This is a genomic window from Mesorhizobium calcicola, assembly GCF_042682105.1.
GTDB lineage: Bacteria > Pseudomonadota > Alphaproteobacteria > Rhizobiales > Rhizobiaceae > Mesorhizobium > Mesorhizobium calcicola.
On record NZ_JBHUGY010000071.1, the window covers coordinates 93,052 to 111,779 of the forward strand.

The 18,728-nt window shown below is 64.2% G+C and carries 15 protein-coding genes; 11 read left to right on the forward strand and 4 right to left on the reverse strand.

Going from position 1 to position 18,728, the window contains the following annotated elements:
• Positions 1–23 precede the first annotated feature (23 nt).
• Positions 24–761, reverse strand: a complete 738-nt coding sequence (locus ACFSQT_RS35595; protein ID WP_379026711.1) for a tellurite resistance TerB family protein — start codon at positions 759–761, stop codon at positions 24–26.
• 117 nt (positions 762–878) lie between these two features.
• Positions 879–1,808: an oxygen-dependent tRNA uridine(34) hydroxylase TrhO gene (gene trhO, locus ACFSQT_RS35600; RefSeq protein WP_379026712.1), complete on the reverse strand. Its 930-nt coding sequence runs from the start codon at positions 1,806–1,808 to the stop codon at positions 879–881.
• A 192-nt stretch (positions 1,809–2,000) separates the two neighbouring features.
• Here trhO and ACFSQT_RS35605 point away from each other — a divergent pair, with 192 nt between their 5' ends.
• Positions 2,001–2,639 carry a 2-dehydro-3-deoxy-phosphogluconate aldolase gene (locus ACFSQT_RS35605; protein ID WP_379026713.1) on the forward strand — a complete coding sequence of 213 codons (639 nt, stop codon included), beginning with the start codon at positions 2,001–2,003 and terminating at the stop codon, positions 2,637–2,639.
• Positions 2,640–2,781: 142 nt separating this feature from the next.
• On the opposite strand, the gene ACFSQT_RS35610 is transcribed toward ACFSQT_RS35605, so the two are convergent.
• Positions 2,782–4,614: a peptidoglycan L,D-endopeptidase MepK gene (locus ACFSQT_RS35610; protein ID WP_379026714.1), complete on the reverse strand. Its 1,833-nt coding sequence runs from the start codon at positions 4,612–4,614 to the stop codon at positions 2,782–2,784.
• A 461-nt stretch (positions 4,615–5,075) separates the two neighbouring features.
• Entirely contained in the window at positions 5,076–6,635 is a 1,560-nt protein-coding gene (locus ACFSQT_RS35615) for a sigma-54-dependent transcriptional regulator (protein ID WP_379026715.1), read from the reverse strand.
• 176 nt (positions 6,636–6,811) lie between these two features.
• Here ACFSQT_RS35615 and ACFSQT_RS35620 point away from each other — a divergent pair, with 176 nt between their 5' ends.
• From ACFSQT_RS35620 to hemH, 10 genes are all read left to right on the forward strand, one after another.
• Positions 6,812–8,644: a M3 family oligoendopeptidase gene (locus ACFSQT_RS35620; RefSeq protein WP_379026742.1), complete on the forward strand. Its 1,833-nt coding sequence runs from the start codon at positions 6,812–6,814 to the stop codon at positions 8,642–8,644.
• 375 nt (positions 8,645–9,019) lie between these two features.
• Positions 9,020–9,817: a proton-conducting membrane transporter gene (locus ACFSQT_RS35625; protein ID WP_379026716.1), complete on the forward strand. Its 798-nt coding sequence runs from the start codon at positions 9,020–9,022 to the stop codon at positions 9,815–9,817.
• A gap of 200 nt (positions 9,818–10,017) precedes the next feature.
• Positions 10,018–11,163, forward strand: coding sequence for an aminodeoxychorismate synthase component I (locus ACFSQT_RS35630; protein ID WP_379026717.1), 1,146 nt, complete (start codon positions 10,018–10,020; stop codon positions 11,161–11,163).
• Complete coding sequence (locus ACFSQT_RS35635; RefSeq protein WP_379026718.1) at positions 11,112–11,774, forward strand: aminotransferase class IV family protein; 663 nt, start codon at positions 11,112–11,114, stop codon at positions 11,772–11,774. The genes ACFSQT_RS35630 and ACFSQT_RS35635 overlap by 52 nt, the downstream gene beginning before the upstream one ends.
• A gap of 13 nt (positions 11,775–11,787) precedes the next feature.
• On the forward strand, positions 11,788–12,075 hold the full coding sequence (locus ACFSQT_RS35640) for a YciI family protein (RefSeq protein WP_379026719.1): 288 nt from the start codon (positions 11,788–11,790) through the stop codon (positions 12,073–12,075).
• Positions 12,072–13,010: a heme-dependent oxidative N-demethylase family protein gene (locus ACFSQT_RS35645; protein ID WP_379026720.1), complete on the forward strand. Its 939-nt coding sequence runs from the start codon at positions 12,072–12,074 to the stop codon at positions 13,008–13,010. Before ACFSQT_RS35640 ends, ACFSQT_RS35645 begins: the two co-directional genes overlap by 4 nt.
• Positions 13,011–13,141: 131 nt before the next feature.
• Entirely contained in the window at positions 13,142–14,587 is a 1,446-nt protein-coding gene (locus ACFSQT_RS35650) for a homospermidine synthase (RefSeq protein WP_379026721.1), read from the forward strand.
• 187 nt (positions 14,588–14,774) lie between these two features.
• The gene (omp10, locus tag ACFSQT_RS35655) at positions 14,775–15,152 is read left to right on the forward strand and encodes an outer membrane lipoprotein Omp10 (RefSeq protein ID WP_379026722.1); all 378 of its coding nucleotides are present in this window, start codon (positions 14,775–14,777) and stop codon (positions 15,150–15,152) included.
• 190 nt (positions 15,153–15,342) lie between these two features.
• Complete coding sequence (locus ACFSQT_RS35660) at positions 15,343–17,364, forward strand: 5'-nucleotidase C-terminal domain-containing protein (protein WP_379026723.1); 2,022 nt, start codon at positions 15,343–15,345, stop codon at positions 17,362–17,364.
• 190 nt (positions 17,365–17,554) lie between these two features.
• The gene (hemH, locus tag ACFSQT_RS35665) at positions 17,555–18,610 is read left to right on the forward strand and encodes a ferrochelatase (protein WP_379026724.1); all 1,056 of its coding nucleotides are present in this window, start codon (positions 17,555–17,557) and stop codon (positions 18,608–18,610) included.
• Positions 18,611–18,728 lie beyond the last annotated feature (118 nt).

The window sequence follows — 18,728 nt, forward strand, 5'->3', positions numbered from 1 at the left end:
TGACCCTAGCGCCAAACAGGCTCTTACCAGCGCGGATTGGGTGAGGTCCCAGCCTTGGCCGGCACCTTCGCTGCCGAAACCGTCGCCTCGACATGGTCGACCAGCGCATCCGGCAGGCCAAGCCGGCCGGCAAGCAGGTCGAGATAGCCGCGTTCGGCGCGGCTGTCGGGTTCGATGGTGAGGCGCGACGCCGTGTAGAGTTCAAGCTTCTGCGCATCGGTCTTGGCGCCCGCCACAAGCGTGTCGAGGTCGAGCGGGCTCTCCAGCTCCGCCATCAGGAATTTTTCGGCGTCCGAGCCGATCCCGGCCAGGCTGAGCTTGCCGGCGATCTTCTGGCGCTCGTCATCGTCGATATGGCCGTCGGCCTTGGCCGCCGAGATCATCGCCCGAACCAGGGTCAGCGTGAATTCGTCCTCGCCTTGCGGCGCCTGCGATGGGTGGAAGGCGGTGTCCTTGGGCGGCGGCAGCAGTTCCGGTTCGCCGGCCGCCGGCGCTTCCGCGGGTGCGTTGCCGGCCTTGTAGTTCTGGTAGGCCTTGTAGGCGAGGCCGCCGATCGCGGCCAATCCGCCAAGCTTCACCGCAGCGCCCGTCACCTCGCGGCCGGCGCCGGTTCCGAGCAGCACGGCAGCGAGCGCGCCGGCGGCCAGCGGATTGTCCTTGGCCATCTGCACGGCCTGACCCGCCTTGTCGCGGACGGTGCCGCTGGTGCCGGGGATTTGCGAACCGAGCAGATCATCGAGAAGCTTCTTGGGATCGAACATTCAGTGCCTCCAGGATTTGCCCGGCCGAACGGGCAGGTTTCGAACGCCGAAGACGTAGGCCCCGCACTTTGACATTACAATGACGGATCCTTGGCGGGGAGCCCACCGATACCGGGATCAGGATCCGATATGCCGGCCCCTGCCCCGCACTTGCGCGAGTTCGACCTGACGCTGGCGCTCTGCATAGCGCTGACGGTCTTCGTCCGAACGCGCATCGAAGCAATGCGGACAAGACACGCCGGTGGCGAATTTCGGTGACGTCAGGTCGCTCGGCGTCAACGGATGGCGGCAGGCGCGGCAGAGTTCGGCATCACCCACAGCGAGGCCGTGCGACACCGAAACGCGTTCGTCGAAGACGAAGCACTCGCCTTGCCACAGGCTCTGTTCGGCCGGAACTTCCTCCAGGTATTTGAGGATGCCGCCCTTGAGGTGGAAGACATCCTCGAAACCGAGCGACTTGACGTAGGCGGTCGCCTTTTCGCAGCGTATGCCGCCGGTGCAGAACATCGCCACCTTGCGACCCTCGAGCTCTTCCCGGTGCGCGTCCACCCAGGCCGGAAACTCGCGAAAACTTGCCGTCGCCGGATCGACCGCGCCCTTGAAGGTGCCGATCGAAACCTCATAGGCGTTGCGCGTGTCGATGACGATCGTATCGGGATCGGAAATCAGCGCGTTCCAGTCGGCCGGCGCGACATAGGCTCCGGCACTCGTCGCCGGATCGATATCGCCGACGCCCATGGTGACGATCTCGCGCTTCAACCGCACTTTCATGCGATGAAACGGCATTTCCGTAGCGCTGCTGTATTTGATCTCGAGGCCGGCCAGCCCTTCGATGGCTTCGAGGTAACCGATCAATTCGGCGATCGCCATCTCGCTGCCGGCGACGGTGCCGTTGATGCCCTCATGCGCTAGCAGCAGCGTGCCCTTGATGCCGCGCCCGCAACAGAAAGCAGCGAGCGGCGCGCGCAGCTCGTCGAAGGCGTCGAGCCGCGCAAACCGGTAGAGCGCGGCGACGCGGATGGGGTCTGTTGGCGTGGGCAATGTCATCGCCGAAGCCACTAAACGCTCGCCGCAGCCGTTTCAAGGCGGGGCGGGTTCATCAGCCCGTCATCGTGTTTGATGGGTAATGGCCGGCACGACCCGCCCCACGGCGCGTGACATCGCGACACGCTTCGTTTCATGGACAGAAAAACACTCGTCTGCTAATCGGTTGAATTATCCCACACTACGGAGAGACAGATGCCCAGCAAGACCGAAAAACTCCTGTCGCTCCTTAACGGCCAGCCGGTCATCCCGGTGCTGAAGATCGCCAATGTCGATGATGCCGTGCCGCTGGCACGCGCGCTAGCGCGTGGCGGCCTGCCGGCGATTGAGATCACGCTCAGGACCGCCGATGCGCTGGAAGCGATCCGGCGGGTGGCGGCTGAGGTCGAGGAAGCCATCGTCGGCGCCGGCACCATTCTGGACAGCGGGCAGTTCGAAGCGGCCGCGGCCGCGGGCTCGCGCTTCATCGTCAGCCCCGGCATCACCCGCGAGCTTCTGGCGGCAGCCGCGGACAGCGATGTTCCGCTGCTGCCCGGCGCCATCACGCCCGGCGAGATCATGGCTGCACGGGAAGCCGGCCTGCGTTTCCTCAAATTCTTCCCGGCCGAGCAGTCGGGCGGCATCGCGTCGCTGAAGGCCTTCGCCTCGCCGCTCGCCGATGTGAAATTCTGCCCGACTGGCGGCATCACCGGCAAGAACGCGGCCGAGTATCTCAGCCTGCCCAACGTCGTCTGCGTCGGCGGCTCCTGGGTGGCGCCCGACGACATGGTCAAGGCCGGCAAATGGGACGAGATCGAAGCTCTCGCACGCGCGGCGAGCAAGCTCGCGAAGTAGGCTTTCGGCACGGCGTGAAAAAACCCGGTCGACGTGCATCGGTTCGAACCGCGTTTCACACCTTCAAGCACCGCATGGGGCTTGGGAAACAGCAAAAAGCCGCGCAGGTCACCCGGCGCGGCCTTGTCGTTTGGCTGGTCCGTTACTTGGTCTGGAAGCGGGCGACGGACAGGAACTTGACGGCGTTGCCGGTGAAGCGGTTGGCATCGGCCATCTGATCGCCCTGCTGGAAGCCGGCCGTGTAGACCTCGCTCGGCGGCGTGTGCACGATGCTGTAGGCGTAGCCCGGCGCTGTCGTGGCGCTTGAAACGGAGGCGACATGCTCGCCGCTGGTCAGCGCCCAGCGGGCGGCCTGCGGTGCGGCGGCAACCACCATGGCTTTGGGGCCAGGCTTCAGGTCGCGGGCGGTGGCCCTCGATTCCTTGCGGGTCGTCTTCACGCCAGCGCCGATCGCGGCGGCCGGGTCGGAACCGGCCGGGCGGGCAACGACAGCCTCGCGCGGCGATGCGGCATCGGCGCCCGACGGATCGTTGAAGGCCGAACGCGGCTCCGAAGCGGACAAGGAAGCGACCTGGTACGCGTCGGCCGCCGCGCCGACCTGGGCGTTGGCCTCGTCGAGCACGGCCTTGACCGCATCCGGCCTGGCCATCTCGGGACGCGCCGTCGGCAGCACCGAGAACGCATCGGTCGCGGCGCCGCCGTGCTCAGCCGTATCCGCCAGTGCCATCAGCACGTCCTTGCTGGGCGGCGGAGCCAGAGCGGCCGGCAGCGAATTGTCGGGACGCCATGTCGGCAACGGTATGTTGTTGACCGCGACCTGCGCCGGGTTCGGGGCGGCCGACGGATCGGCCATGCCAAACGGCACGTTCGCCGGCGCATGCGCGGTCGCCACGGCCTGCTCGGTGGTCGCTGTCGCATCCGCCATCGCAAAAGGAACGTTCTCAGGCGGCTGGGCACCGACGTCGGCCTTCGGCCGCGGTGCAAAATCAGGCAGCGGAATGCTGCGGGCTGGCAGCGCCGCGATGATCGTCTCCGGCGTGTCCTTTTCCGGCTCCGGAGCCTGCTCCTCGGCAACCTGCGGAATTTCGGCGCGCTGCGCATTCTCCGGAGCCACGATGGCGATGCCAGGGAGATTGCTGGTCTTGGCTGCCGCGGCCGGCTCCAGGTTTCTAGCCTTGGGCGGAGGCGCGGCCGAAGCGACCTCGACATCGGCGCTGTCGTCGGCCTCGTCGTCGCCGCCGCCAAAGAAAGCCGACAGGAACCCACCTGATTTCTTGCCGCTGCCGCCGGCGCTGGCCAGCTCGATGGCTGGCGCGCCCGAACCCTTGCGCGCCTTGTAGGAGGCGAGCGCCTGCTCATAGCCGGGCAGCGGCCTGCCGTCGCTCGGCACATGCAGCGTCTTGCCGTTGGGGAACAGGCTGACCAGTTCCTGGCGGCTGATGCCGGGCCAGTGGCGCACATTGCCGACATCCATATGGACGAACGGCGAACCGGAGGTCGGATAGTAGCCGACACCGCCGCCCTGCATCTTGAGACCGATATTGCGCAGCTTCTTCAGCGGCACGCCGGGAACGTAGAAGTCCATCGCCTTGCCGAGCATGTGCTGGCTCTTCTCGGCGACGCCCCTGCTACGGCTGCGCAGCATCGAGTTCGTCGCCGGCGAGCGATAGCCGCAGACGACCTGGATGTAGTCCGTGGCGCCGCTTTCCCGATACGCTTCCCAGACCAGATCCAGCAGGCGCGGATCCATCTTGGTCGGCTCGTTGCGGCGCCAGTCGCGCAGAATGATGTTGATCTTCCTGAGACCCTCGGGAACGTAGCGTCCATTGCGCTTGTAGACGATCTCGGCCTTCTCGTGGGTGTGGAGGTGATAGAGCTTCAGCGAACGTGTTTCGGCGCTGGCGCCGGTCGCGGCCGCGGCAACAAAACCAAATGCGACAATCAACGCTGCCAGCCACTTCGGCCAGACGCTCACGTGATGGTGCCGCCCGTTTGTGTGTCGTTCGATTCTGTTCAAATCAAAAGGCCCTGCAGGCTGCCGTTTGTCCCCGGATTTGCCCAAACGGATGTGTCGCTATCACATCCGAATATCGATCCTAATGGTTAATCATCGCTTATTGAAGCCGAAATGCGGTAACACCGTGGCGATATCCCGTCAAAAATTGTACACAGGGTTTCTTGGTAAACCGCTGGTTTAGATCATGTTTCCGCCTTTGGCCGAAACACGATCTGTTACCGTTAGCCTTAATGCGTGAACAGGCCTGTCCATAAGACTGCCACAATCCCGTCGAAAAGCGCGATCCGGGCCTGTTGTGGCCCCGTTGTGGCATTGCAAGCTGGCTCCGGCCTTGCGCCTGGGACACCTGATCCCGAATCAAACCTCAGTTTAGCAAAAAACGGCAAGGGTTTTCGGCTGCAATCCGAACGGGATCCGCCCTAGGAAGCGAGCCGGTCGACGCGGCCGGTTTCCGGGTCGATGCCGTATTCCTTGAGCTTGCGGTACAACGTCGAGCGGCCGATACCGAGGCGGCGGGCGACTTCACTCATCTGGCCATTGTAGTGGTCGATGGCGAGCTTGATCATTTCGAGTTCGACATCGGCCAGCGCACGCACATTGCCGCGTTCGTCGAGCGCCCGCAAAGTGCCGAAGCGAAGCTGCAGCCTGGCCGGCGGATCGGGCTCGGTCGCCGAGACACCTTCACCCCGCAAGGCGCCCTCGCCGGGCGAGGTTGCCTCGTCGCGCGGCTCGCTGTCCAGGGGCAAGGACGCAGGCCGTGAAGCGCCATCGGCGTCGAGATTGACGGTCCCTTCCACCTGCGCCCGGATCTGCGGGAAGTCCTCCGTGGTCAGCACATCGCCTTCGCAAAGCACCGAGGCCCGGAAGACCGCATTTTCGAGCTGCCGGATGTTTCCCGGCCAGTCATAGGCCTGCAGCACGGCAATGGCCGCGGCCGAAATGCCTTGCAGGCGATGACGCGGGTCGGCCGGCGCGACCTTCTCCATGAAATGCGTGACCAGATAGGGGATGTCGTCACGGCGGTCGCGCAGCGGCGGCACGAAGATCGGGTAGACGTTCAGCCGATAGAACAGATCTTCGCGGAACTTGCCGTCCTTGACCTGTTGCAGCAGGTTGCGGTGCGTCGCCGAAATCAGCCTGATGTCGACCCTGACGGTCGAGCGGCTGCCGACTGGGTCGACCTCGCCGTCCTGCACGGCGCGCAGCAGCTTGACCTGCACGTCGAGCGGCAGATCGCCGATCTCGTCGAGAAACAGCGTTCCCGAATGCGCCTCGACGAACTTGCCGGTGTGCTTATCGGTGGCGCCCGTGAACGAGCCCTTCTCGTGGCCGAACAGGATCGATTCGACGAGATTGTCGGGAATGGCGCCGCAATTGACGGTGACGAAGGGTTTCGAGCGGCGGTCGCCGCTGCCCTGGATGGCGCGCGCCACCAGTTCCTTGCCGACGCCGGACTCACCCTCGATGAGGATCGGGATGTTGGATGCCGCCGCCTTCTGGCCGAGGCGTATCACCTTGTCCATGGCCGGGCTGTGCGTGATCATGTCCTTGAAGGTCAGAAGCCCGCCGCGCCGCCGCGATGTGCGCTTGACCTCGCCCTCGACGGCCTCGACCTTGAGCGCATTGCCGATCGACGCCTGCAGCCTGTCGGGTGACGCCGGCTTGACGACGAAATCGAAGGCGCCATGGCGCATCGCCGAGACCACGGTCTCGATGCCGCCCTGGGCGGTCTGCACGATTGTCGGGACGTTTATGTCGCGCTCGCGCATCGCCTTCAGCACGCCGATGCCGTCGAGACCGGGCATGACCAGATCGAGGATGACCACCGAAACCTCGCGGGGGCTTGGCCCGTCGAGGACATCGAGCGCGGCTGCGCCGCCGTCGACGACGATTGCTGTGTGGCCGAAGCGCGTCACCGCTGCCTCGAGCAGCCGGCGCTGAACGGGATCGTCATCGACTATGAGTATGGAACCTGTCATGACTGATACGACTATGCCCGCCCGAGGAATCTGCCCTGTGGACCATCTTGGCACAGGGTTCTAAATAAGGTTTCAAAAAACCCGGTGAACGAATTCCTTAGGATTTGACCGGCTTCTCATTTCCCCTTGAACCTTGGCCACGGAAGGTATCGGCGATGCACATGGTTTCTGGGCACATGGTTTCTGCTCGGCTGCTGACGGCGCCAGCGTCCGGTCAGGGCGCGGCCGAGCTTGGCGACCTGCCGGAGTGGAACCTTGCCGATCTCTATGCCGGCATGGAAGCGCCGGAACTGAAGCGCGACATCGCCAGGGCCGCCACCGACGCGATCGGCTTCGAGACCCGCTGGAAGGGCACGCTGGCCGCCGAGGCCGCGCGCGGCGGCGCCGGCAGGCTGGGCGAGGCGCTTGTCGCCTACGAGGCGCTGGAGGAACTGATCGGCCGCATCGTCTCCTACGCGGGGCTGGTCTATGCCGGCAACACCGCAGACCCGCAGCGCGCCAAGCTCTACGGCGACATCCAAGAGAAGATGACCGACGCCAGCGCGCACCTTCTGTTCTTCGCGCTCGAACTCAACCTGATCGACGACGGCGCGATCGAAGCAGCACTCGCCGCCGATCCCGCGTTCGGCCACTACCGGCCCTGGGTGCTCGATCTGCGCAAGGACAAGCCCTACCAGCTCGAGGACCGCGTCGAGCAGCTTTTCCATGAAAAGTCGATCACCGGACGCGGCGCGTGGAACCGGTTGTTCGACGAGACGATGACCGACCTTCGCTTCGACATCGACGGCGAGGAGCTGACACTGGAGCCGGCGCTCAACCGCTTGCAGGATGCCGACGGCGAGGTGCGCCGGCGGGCGTCCGAGGCGCTGGCCACGACCTTCCGCAAGAATTTGCGCACCTTCACGCTGATCACCAACACGCTGGCCAAGGACAAGGAGATCTCCGATCGCTGGCGCGGCTTCGAGGACATCGCCGATTCACGCCATCTCGCCAACCGCGTCGAGCGCGGTGTGGTCGATGCCCTGGCATCCGCCGTTCGCGACGCCTACCCGCGCCTGTCGCACCGCTATTACCAGATGAAGGCGCGCTGGCTGGGCATGGAGGTGATGAACCACTGGGACCGCAACGCGCCGTTGCCGGATACGCCCCAGGCGATCATCGGCTGGGACGAGGCCAGGCACACCGTCCTTTCCGCCTATCAGCGCTTTTCGCCCGACATGGCGGAGATCGCGCGAACCTTCTTCGACCGCAACTGGATCGACGCGCCGGTGCGTCCGGGCAAGTCGCCCGGCGCCTTCGCGCATCCGACCGTGCCGTCGGCGCATCCCTACGTCCTGCTCAACTACATGGGCAAGCCGCGCGATGTGATGACGCTGGCGCATGAGCTTGGCCACGGTGTGCATCAGGTGCTGGCCAGCGGCCAGGGCGCGCTGATGGCCTCGACGCCGCTGACGCTGGCCGAGACGGCATCCGTCTTCGGCGAGATGCTGACCTTCCGCTCGCTGCTCGACCAGACCACCGACAGGCGCGAGCGCAAGGCGATGCTCGCCCAGAAGGTCGAGGACATGATCAACACCGTCGTGCGCCAGATCGCCTTCTATGAATTCGAGCGCAAGGTGCATGCCGAGCGCAAGAATGGCGAGCTGACCTCCGACAGGCTCGGCCAGTTCTGGCTGGAAGTGCAGGCGGAAAGCCTCGGACCGGCGATCAAGTTGCGCGAAGGCTACGAGCTGTTCTGGACCTACATCCCGCACTTCATCCATTCGCCCTTCTACGTCTATGCCTATGCTTTCGGCGACTGCCTGGTGAACTCGCTGTACGCGGTCTACCAGAACGCCGAACGCGGCTTCCAGGACAAGTATTTCGAAATGCTGCGCGCCGGCGGCACCAAACATCATTCAGAGCTCCTGGCGCCCTTCGGCCTTGATGCCACCGATCCCGCCTTCTGGCAGATCGGGCTTGGCGTCATCAGCGGCCTGATCGACGAGTTGGAAACACTCGACGCGTGAAAATGTGCCTGTAGGTCTCATCTGCTCGCAGAACAGTTTAGCCGGAATGCATGTCGGGGACGGCTCTATTCTTGGCTTAAATATCTGTTCTTGAAGTACTCTGCGGGGAAGTTTTCCGATAGCTTTCCACAAGCTCTATGATAGCTTTCGTTCCAAGCTCAGCCGGAGCGCATGCGGATCGGCGAGGGAAAGTCTCAGCCGACCGTGGCGCTTTGGCGAACGCGACAACGGCCGTTGGCCATGGGCAAGCAAAGCCGATCGCCGACGGCTCCACCGAAGCCGGGTGTTCCGCCAACCGCGGAACCACCATCGAGTAGTCCTTCGCCGAAGGTCATGGACCCATGCCACGGCTGACGGATCTGACTGGAGAGAGAAATGGGCACTTTTTTCTACATGCTCCTGGCGTTCCTGGTAGGCGTGTTGGTGGGCTGGTTCCCCTGGGGACGCCTGCGCGGTGAGCTCGACAGTTCGCGCGGCGACCTTGACCGCACACGCAGCGAGCGCGACAAGCTGCGCGCCGACAGCGACCGCCTGACCGGTGAACTCGATGCATGCGGCAAGACCCGCGCCGACCTCGAGCGCCGGCTGCGCGAGGCGCAGGCGACGCCCGCTGCCGGAACCGGCGCGGCAAAGGCCGCGAGCCAGGCGCCGGCTGCCCTCATGTCGACGCCAGCCGCGGCCAAATCGGCACCGGCAGCGGCCAAACCGGCGCCAAAGAAGCCGGCGGCGGCCAAGGCGGCGCCCAGCGCCGCGAAGGCAGGCGCACCGAAAGCCAGCGCCCCAAAGGCGGGCGCCGCGCCAAAAACGGCAGCACCGGCGAAAGCCGCGGCAGCCAAGCCAGCGCCGGCGAAAGCCGTGACAGCCAAGGCGAAAACCGCGACAGCCAAGGCAGCGCCGGCGAAAACCGCGACGTCCGGCAAGCCTGACAATCTGCGCCGGCTGATCGGCATTGGTCCGGTCAACGAGAAGCTGCTCAAGGCACAAGGCGTCACCAGCTTCGCCCAGATCGCCGCCTGGTCAGCCGCCGATATCAAGCGGATCGAGGATGTCATGAACTTCGACGGTCGCATCGCGCGCGAACGCTGGATCGAGCAGGCCAAGCTGCTCGCCGCCGGCAACGAAAAAGAGTTCACCAAGCAGTTTCCGACGGCGGGAACCGCCAGCAACACCTGAGCGGCGGACGCAACATTATTACAACGGCGGTGCCCCAGGGCGCCGCCGTTTGTTTTTGGCGCGCAATATCGACCCTGATGTTGGCCCAAGGTCGGCCCAAAGGTCGGCTTTGAGTGGCAGCGTGCCGTTCCCTCGATTGCGCGTGGCCGGCCCCCCATATAGAGCGGTCGACGGCTTCATTGAGCGCAGCATCCGAGTCCATGTCCCTGCCCGCCGCAATTTTCCGCAACGACGAAAGCGCGCGCCAGCTCGTTTTCGACCGGCCGGCCGACATCATCATGGCGCATGAGGCAAAGGATTTCGCGGCCGCGCTGGCGGCGGCGCAAGCCGCGCACGACGCCGGCAAATGGCTGGCCGGCTATTTCTCTTATGAAGCGGGTTATCTGCTCGAACCGAAGCTTGTTCCCTTGCTGCCGGAGGGGCGCCGCGCTCCACTCGTGTGCCTTGGGGTTTTCGATGCGCCGGTCGAAGAGGCGGTGCCGCCCAGCAGCGCAGCCGCGACCAACGGTCCGATCTTCGACGCCCGCGCGACCTGGTCGCTGGAGGACTATGAGAAGCGGTTCTCGCGGCTGCACCAGCACATCAGGCAAGGCGATTGCTACCAGGGCAACCTGACCTTTCCCATTCATGCGCAATGGTCTGATAACCCGCTGGCCGCCTTCAATGCGCTGACCGAGCGCCAGCCGGTGAAATATGGCGCGCTGGTCGCGCTCGGTGATCCCATCGTGCTGTCGCGCTCGCCCGAACTGTTCTTCGAGATCGACGCCGCTGGCATGATCGAGACGCATCCGATGAAGGGCACAGCGCCGCGCGGCGCGACCAGGGCCGAGGACGAGCGGCAGAAGATCTTCCTGCGCAACGACGAGAAGAACCAGGCCGAAAACCGGATGATCGTCGACCTCCTGCGCAACGATATCTCGCTGATCAGCGAGGTCGGCACGCTGGACGTGCCGGCGCTGTTCCGCATCGAGACCTATCCGACCGTCCACCAGATGGTCAGCGACGTCAGGGCAAAACTGCTGCCGGGTCTCAGCATCCGCCAGATCTTCGCGGCGCTGTTTCCGTGCGGCTCGATCACCGGCGCGCCAAAAATCCGCGCCATGGAAATCCTGCACGATCTGGAAGGCACGCCGCGCGACGCCTATTGCGGCGCCATCGGCTGGATCGCGCCCGGCGGCACGATGCGCTTTTCCGTGGCGATCCGCACCATCTCGCTCTTTTCCGGCGGCGAGGCCGTCTACAATGTCGGCGGCGGCGTCGTCTTCGATTCGACGGCGCAGGAGGAGTATCAGGAGTGTCTGCTGAAAGCGCGCTTCGCGACGGGAACACCGCCGATTTCCAGCTGATCGAGACCATGCGCTGGGAACCCGGCTCGGGCTTCCTGCGCTTCGATCGCCACCTTGCCCGCCTCTATGGCTCGGCGGCGGAGCTCGGCTTTGCCTGCGATCCGCAAAAGATCGGCGAGGTGCTGGGCGATGCGGTCAATGGATCCGGCATCGCGCTGCGCACGCGCCTTGCTTTGTCGCGCGGCGGCGAGGCGACCGCCTCGGCCCAACCCTACGAACCGCTCGCCGCAGACAAGGTCTGGGTGCTGCGGCTGGCGCGGACGAGGCTCGATACGCGCGAGACGCTGCTGCGCCACAAGACCAGCCGGCGGCAGCTCTACAGCCATGCCCGCGCCGAATATCTGATCACCCAGGCTGACGAGGTGCTGCTGGCCAATGAGCGGGGCGAGATCTGCGAAGGCACCATCACCAACGTCTTCGCCGATCTAGGCGATGGCATGCTGTCGACGCCTCGGCTCGACTGCGGCCTGCTGCCTGGCGTATTGCGCGCCGAGCTTCTGGATGAAGGCCGTGCCCGCGAAGCGATCTACAGCTACGGTGATCTGCAGTCGGCCAAGGCGCTCTTTGTCGGCAATTCGCTGCGCGGCTTGATTCCCGCAAAGCTCGTATGACCGGGAGAATGCCATGTTCGTCGTTTCGCTGAACTACAAGGTGCCGCTGACCGAGATCGACCGCTTGGCGGCGGCGCATGTCGAATGGCTGAAGGCCTGCTATGCGGACGGCATCTTCGTCGCCTCCGGGCCGAAGAAACCGAGAACCGGTGGCATCATCATCGCGCAATGCCCGCGCGAGGTGCTCGAAGCCAGGCTGGCCGCCGACCCTTTCGCCAAGGCGGGCGCGGCCGACTATGATGTCACCGAATTCACGGCGAGGATGACGACCGCAAGCCTGGACGATTTCAGGGAAGCATGAGCTTGGCCGAGGCGCTGCCCACCCATACGCCTTATGACGGCTCGTCGAAACTCTTCAGCATTGGACTGAAGCCGCTCGATCCGGCGGACTGGATCGAGGTCGACGACCATCTGCTGCCCTATCTCGCCGAGAAGCGTCGACTTTATGCCGAAATCCCCGAGCGGGTTTTCGTCGAGGAGGACGGCACGCGGGACGCCCAGCAGGAGGTGCTCGAATTGCTCGGCACGTATCTGCCGGAAAGATTTCCCGACACCTATCGGCGCATCGCCACGGGCGTCGAGGCAGCGGGCGAGCCGAGCCGTTCCCCCACCCTTTCCGCTCTCGCAGATGCCCCGCTCGTCGCCGCCTCGCTGCTGGTCCAGGAAGACCTGATCCTGATGCGCCGCGATGACAGCGGCTGGCGGCTCGTTGCCGGTTCGCTGTGCTTTCCCTCATCCTGGCTGCTGGTCGAGAAATTCGGCCGACCGCTGCAGGAGATCCACGCGCCGGTGCCGGGTTTCGGTCCGGGCACCCGCCCGGCCGAGCTGATCAACCGCATGTTCGACGGCCTCCAGGGCCAGGCGGTCGAGCGCTACAACTGGTCGATCCAGTCCGACAACGCGCTCTACCATCCGCTCTCCGACCTGCAGCGCATCGACCGCGCCACCAACCGCCCGTCGCGGTTTCCGGACGGCGATGTCGATGCCCATGCCTTCATCCGCGTCGAGCGGCAGACGCTGCGCAAACTGCCGGTCTCGCGCGATATCCTGTTCACCATCCGCATCCATCTTGACCCGCTCGCCGTGCTGGCGCGGCACCCGGATCGGGCGAAGCTCGCCATGTCTTTCGCCGCCCAGCTCGAAGCGCTCGATCTCGCCCAGCTCGACTACAAGGGCCTGACATCGGACCGCGACCGGCTGATGTCAGTCCTTAACCACATGGCCAATGACGCCTAGCCCCTGGTTGGCGCTTTTCACTGGTTTGTGACAATGATCTGTGATGTAGCGCATGACCGCCGGGCAAAAAATGCCCAGTTTTTGCGTGTGCTTTCCCCAGTTTCCTGGGTTTTGAAGGAGTGTCCGATAAAATGGCGAATGAAAACTGGCCCGTTTACGGTGAAATCACCGGCCCTGTCGTGATGATCGGCTTTGGCTCGATCGGCCGGGGAACGCTGCCGCTGATCGAACGCCATTTCAAGTTCGACAAGTCGCGCATGACGGTCATCGACCCGCGCGACACCGATCGCAAGCTGCTCGACGAACGCGGCATCGCCTTCGTCCAGGAGGCGGTGACCGAGAAGAATTACAAGAAGCTGCTGACGCCGCTTCTGACCAATGGCGGCGGCCAGGGCTTTTGCGTCAACCTGTCGGTCGATACCGGCTCGGTGGACCTTATGCGGCTCTGCCGCAAGCTCGGCGTGCTCTACATCGACACCGTCGTCGAGCCATGGCTTGGTTTCTATTTCGATGCCAGTGCCGACAATGCCAGTCGTACCAACTATGCGCTGCGCGAAGCCATGGTCAAGGAAAAGCACGACAAGCCGGGCGGCGCGACGGCGGTCTCCACATGCGGCGCCAATCCCGGCATGGTCTCGTGGTTCGTCAAGCAGGCGCTGGTCAACCTGGCCACCGATCTCGGCCTCGAGTTTTCAGAGCCCACGCAGGACGACCGCGAGGGCTGGGCCAAGCTGATGAAGAAGGCCGGCGTCAAGGGCATCCACATCGCCGAGCGCGACACCCAGCGCACCAAGAAGCCGAAGCCGATGGATGTGTTCTGGAACACCTGGTCGGTCGAAGGCTTCATTTCCGAGGGCCTCCAGCCGGCCGAGCTCGGCTGGGGCACGCATGAGACGTGGATGCCGAAGAACGCCAGGAAGCACAAGCATGGCTCCAAGGCCGCCATCTACCTGGAACAGCCGGGCGCCAACACGCGCGTGCGCTCATGGTGCCCGACGCCCGGCCCGCAATACGGCTTCCTGGTCACGCACAACGAGGCGATCTCGATCGCCGATTTCTTCACCGTGCGCTCCAAGAAGGGCAAGGTTCAATACCGCCCGACCTGCCATTATGCCTACCATCCCTGCAACGACGCGGTGCTGTCGCTACACGAGATGTTCGGCGCCGCAGGCAAGGCTCAGCCGGTGCACCACGTGCTCGACGAGAACGAACTGGTCGACGGCGTCGACGAGCTTGGCGTGCTGCTCTACGGCCACGACAAGAATGCCTACTGGTACGGCTCGCATCTGTCGCTGGCCGAGGCGCGCAAGCTGGCGCTCTATCAAAACGCCACCGGCATGCAGGTCACTTCGGCGGTGCTGGCCGGCATGGTCTGGGCGCTGGAAAACCCCGAGGCCGGCATCGTCGAGGCCGACGAGATGGACTACAAGCGCTGCCTGGAAGTTCAGTCGCAATATCTCGGGCCGGTCGAGGGCCACTACACCGACTGGACGCCGCTGGATAACCGCCCCGGCCTGTTCCCGGAAGACCTCGACCGGAGCGACCCGTGGCAATTCCGCAACATCCTGGTCCGATAGCAGCCCCGTCAGCATGCCCCGTTGCCTTGCAATCGCCCGGAAATCGGGCGATTGAAGGGATGCGGACGAGAGCGACGTGCGTCCATTTGGACGCATGTCGTACGCTCTGGAAACTTGGATGCACGCATCGTGCTTTCCGAAAATCGATTCCGATTTTCGGCCGATGCGAGAGGAGAGGATTTTCATAATGAACATTGCGCGCAAGATTGTTTCGATGAGCGTTGCAGCAGCTGCCGTGGTGGGGCTTGCTGCCTGTGCGACCAGCGGCCCCGATCAACCGCCGATGGCGGCCTCGCCGAAAGGCGTCGAAGGCTCCTGGATCGATGCCAAGGGCACCGGCCTTTCGACTTTCGCCAGCGGCACCTTCACGACCGTCGCCACCGACACCGGCCAGAAGCTTGCCGATGGCAGCTACACGATGACCGGCGCCACATCGGTGCAGATCAACGGCACGTCGCTGATCCGCCAGACCGCGGTCAGCTTCAACTGCCTGATGGTGTCGACGAGCCAGCTCAACTGCACCAGCTCCAGCGGCCAGAACTTCGTGCTGACACGGCGCACCTGAACCAGCGAACATTCGCTTCCTCAAGGACGGCGGCCGATTGGCCGCCGTCCTTTTTTATGCCGGCAAAGGTCTCCGGATTTCCGCTTGCGTCATCCGGAACGCGATGGGAACATGGCCGAAACGCCGACTGTTATGTTCCAGTCAAGCAAGAGCGCTAAACGCATCCGATCAGCCTGTCCGGGAGACGAAGATGAAGAAACTTGCTGCCATCGCGGCCCTGTCCGCCTCAGCACTTGGCCTGTCGGCTGGCGCATCCTTTGCCGACTACACACTGAACATCCTGCACATCAACGACTGGCACAGCCGCATCGAAGGCAACAACAAATATGAATCGACCTGCTCGGCCGATGAGGAGACCAAGGGCGAGTGCATCGGTGGCGCGGGCAGGCTGATCACCGCGATCGCCCAGGAACGCAAGAAGCTGGAAGGCCAGAACGTGCTACTGCTCAGCGCCGGCGACAATTTCCAGGGATCGCTGTTCTACACGACCTACAAGGGCAAGGTCGAAGGCGAATTCCTCAACGAGATGAAGTTCGACGCCATGGCGCTCGGCAATCATGAATTCGACGATGGCGAGACGGCGTTGGCGCCGTTTCTCGACATGATCAAGTTCCCGGTGCTCGGCGCCAATGTGAAGGCCAACGCGCAATCCAAGCTCGGCGACCGCGTCAAGCCATCTGTTGTCGTCGAGGTCGGCGGCCAGAAGATCGGCATCATCGGCGCGGTGACCAACGACACCCCGGAACTGGCCTCCCCCGGCCCCAACATCACCATCGAGGACGACGTCAAGTCGATCACCGCCGAGGTCGAGAAGCTGAAGGCCGAAGGCGTCAACAAGATCATCGCCGTGACCCATATCGGCTACAAGCGCGAGCGCGACGTCATCGCAAAAATCCCGGGCATCGACATCGTCGTCGGCGGCCACAGCCATTCGCTGCTGTCGAACATCGACCCGAAGGCGGAAGGCCCCTATCCGACGATGGTCGACAATCCCGACGGCTACAAGGTGCCGGTGGTGCAGGCAGCTTCCTATTCGAAATATCTCGGTGAGTTCAAGGTGGTGTTCGACGCCAATGGCGTCGTCAAATCGGCGAGCGGCGACCCGATCTTTCTCGACAAGTCAATCACCCCCGACCCGGCCGTGCTCGCCCGCATCAAGGAGCTTGGCGCGCCGATCGAAGCGTTGAAGAACAAGGAAGTGGCCGAGACCACCGACGCCATCGACGGCAGCCGCGAGAACTGCCGCACCCGCGAATGCGCGATGGGCAACCTTGTCTCCGACGCCATTCTCGACCGCGTCAAGGGACAGGGCGTCGAGATCGTCATCTCCAATGGCGGCGGCCTGCGTGCCTCGATCGACAAGGGCACCGTCACCATGGGCGAGGTGCTGACCGTGCTGCCGTTCCAGAACACGCTGGCGACCTTCCAGATTTCCGGCAAGGACCTGGTGGCCGGCCTCGAGAATGGCCTCAGCCAGATCGAGGACGGCGCCGGGCGCTTCCCGCAGGTCGCCGGCCTGAAATATTCCTTCGACAAGTCGGTCGCGCCCAATGCCGGCCGCGTCAAGTCGGTGGAAGTCATGGAAGGCGGCGCCTGGACGCCGATCAATCCGGACAAGGACTATCTCGTCGCCACCAACAACTATGTCCGCCAGGGCGGCGACGGCTACAAAATCTTCGCCGACAAGGCCAAGAATGCCTATGACTACGGTCCAGGCCTGGAACAGGTGGTTGCCGACTATCTCGGCGCGCACCGGCCCTACACGCCAAAGCTCGACGGCCGCATCACCGAGATCGCCGCGACCGTCGCGGCGGCGCCTGCGGCCCCGGCCGCGGAACCAGCCAAGCCTGCCGAGGCCGCTCCTACACCGGCGGCGGAGCCGGCCAAACCTGCAGAGGCGGCGCCTGCAATGCCCGAACTGCCCGCCAACTCAGGCGATATCGCCAATACGCCACCAGCCGTATCGACGGAGGCAGCGCCCGCAAAACCGGCCGAAGCAACGCCGGCTCCCGCCCCTGCCGAACCGGCAAAGCCAGCCGAGGCCGCACCGGCCGAAAGCAGCCATGTCATCGTTGCCGGCGACACCTACTGGGATCTGGCAAAGAAGGCCTATGGCGACGCGACCAAGTGGAAACTGATCTATGAGGCAAACAAGGGGCAAAAGCCTCACCGCCTTGCGCTTGGCGCGACGCTCACCATCCCGGCGAAATAGCCTCGCTTCACCTTTCGGCGACAAAACCCGCCGGGGAAACCGGGCGGGTTTTGTGTTTGATGCATGTCGCCCAAAAGTGGTCCCGGTTTGGGAGAACGACATGCACAGGAACAAAGGTCTAAGGTGCGGCCAGACGCTGCATTGAAAGCACGCCCAAGATGGTTAGGGTCGCGTCTCCTGGAGAACCCTTATGACGCTTTCCACCCCTGCCGATCCCAAAGCCGAGAAGGCCGTCGGCTCGCGCCCTGCCTGGGCCGGTGCGGGCAAGGTCGGCGTCATGCTGGTCAATCTCGGCACACCGGATGGCACCGATTTCAAGCCGATGTGGCGTTATCTCAGGGAATTCCTGTCCGATCCGCGCGTCATCGAGCTCAACAAGGCGATCTGGTATCCGATCCTCTACGGCCTGGTGCTCACCACCCGGCCGAAGAAGTCGGGCGCCAACTACGCCAGGATCTGGAACCGGGAACAGAACGAGTCGCCTTTGCGCACCTACACCCGCGCCCAGGGCGAAAAGCTGGCCGAGGCGCTGCACGACCTGCCCGATGTCATCGTCGACTGGGCGATGCGCTACGGCAATCCTTCGACCGCCAGCGTGGCCCAGACGCTGGTCGACAAAGGCTGCGACCGCATTCTTTCGTTCCCGCTCTATCCGCAGTACTCGGCGACGACGACGGCCACCGCCAACGACCAGTTGTTTCGCGCCTTGATGAAGATGCGCCGCGCACCCGCCATCCGCAGCGTGCCGCCTTACTATGCCGAGCCCGTCTACATCGACGCGCTCGCCCGTTCGATCGAGCGGCATCTGGCGACGCTGGATTTCGAGCCGGAAGTGGTCGTCACCTCCTATCACGGCATCCCGAAACCCTATTCCGACAAGGGCGATCCCTACCAGGCGCATTGCCTCGAGACGACGCGGCTGCTGCGCGAAAAGCTCGGCTGGAGCGAGAACAGGCTGATCACCACCTTCCAGTCGCGCTTCGGCGCGCAGGAATGGCTGCAGCCCTATACCGACAAGACCGTCGAGAAACTGGCGAGCGACGGCGTCAAGTCGATCGCCATCGTCAATCCCGGCTTTTCGGTCGACTGCATCGAGACGCTGGACGAGATCGGCCGCGAGGCGGCCGAGACCTTTCATCACGCCGGCGGCAAGAACTTCGCCCACATCCCGTGCCTCAACGACAGTGCCGAAGGCATGGCGGTGATCGAGGCGATGGTGCGGCGCGAACTGTCCGGCTGGGCCTGAGGCCGGAACTTACACAAGCTCCGGGCGTTGAGCAGCACCCTCTCGCAGATCGTTTCCAAGATCGTCTCGGCCTCGTCAATGGGCAGGACGACACGGATGCAAGGCTGTTTGCCTTCAA

Coding starts and splice junctions, on each gene's coding strand:
- ACFSQT_RS35595 (WP_379026711.1), bottom strand. CDS start 761: ATGTTCGATCCCAAGAAGCTTCTCGATGATCTGCTCGGTTCGCAAATC.
- ACFSQT_RS35645 (WP_379026720.1), top strand. CDS start 12,072: ATGAGCTTGGCCGAGGCGCTGCCCACCCATACGCCTTATGACGGCTCG.
- ACFSQT_RS35605 (WP_379026713.1), top strand. CDS start 2,001: ATGCCCAGCAAGACCGAAAAACTCCTGTCGCTCCTTAACGGCCAGCCG.
- omp10 (WP_379026722.1), top strand. CDS start 14,775: ATGAACATTGCGCGCAAGATTGTTTCGATGAGCGTTGCAGCAGCTGCC.
- trhO (WP_379026712.1), bottom strand. CDS start 1,808: ATGACATTGCCCACGCCAACAGACCCCATCCGCGTCGCCGCGCTCTAC.
- ACFSQT_RS35625 (WP_379026716.1), top strand. CDS start 9,020: ATGGGCACTTTTTTCTACATGCTCCTGGCGTTCCTGGTAGGCGTGTTG.
- ACFSQT_RS35650 (WP_379026721.1), top strand. CDS start 13,142: ATGGCGAATGAAAACTGGCCCGTTTACGGTGAAATCACCGGCCCTGTC.
- ACFSQT_RS35615 (WP_379026715.1), bottom strand. CDS start 6,635: ATGACAGGTTCCATACTCATAGTCGATGACGATCCCGTTCAGCGCCGG.
- hemH (WP_379026724.1), top strand. CDS start 17,555: ATGACGCTTTCCACCCCTGCCGATCCCAAAGCCGAGAAGGCCGTCGGC.
- ACFSQT_RS35660 (WP_379026723.1), top strand. CDS start 15,343: ATGAAGAAACTTGCTGCCATCGCGGCCCTGTCCGCCTCAGCACTTGGC.
- ACFSQT_RS35640 (WP_379026719.1), top strand. CDS start 11,788: ATGTTCGTCGTTTCGCTGAACTACAAGGTGCCGCTGACCGAGATCGAC.
- ACFSQT_RS35630 (WP_379026717.1), top strand. CDS start 10,018: ATGTCCCTGCCCGCCGCAATTTTCCGCAACGACGAAAGCGCGCGCCAG.
- ACFSQT_RS35620 (WP_379026742.1), top strand. CDS start 6,812: ATGGTTTCTGCTCGGCTGCTGACGGCGCCAGCGTCCGGTCAGGGCGCG.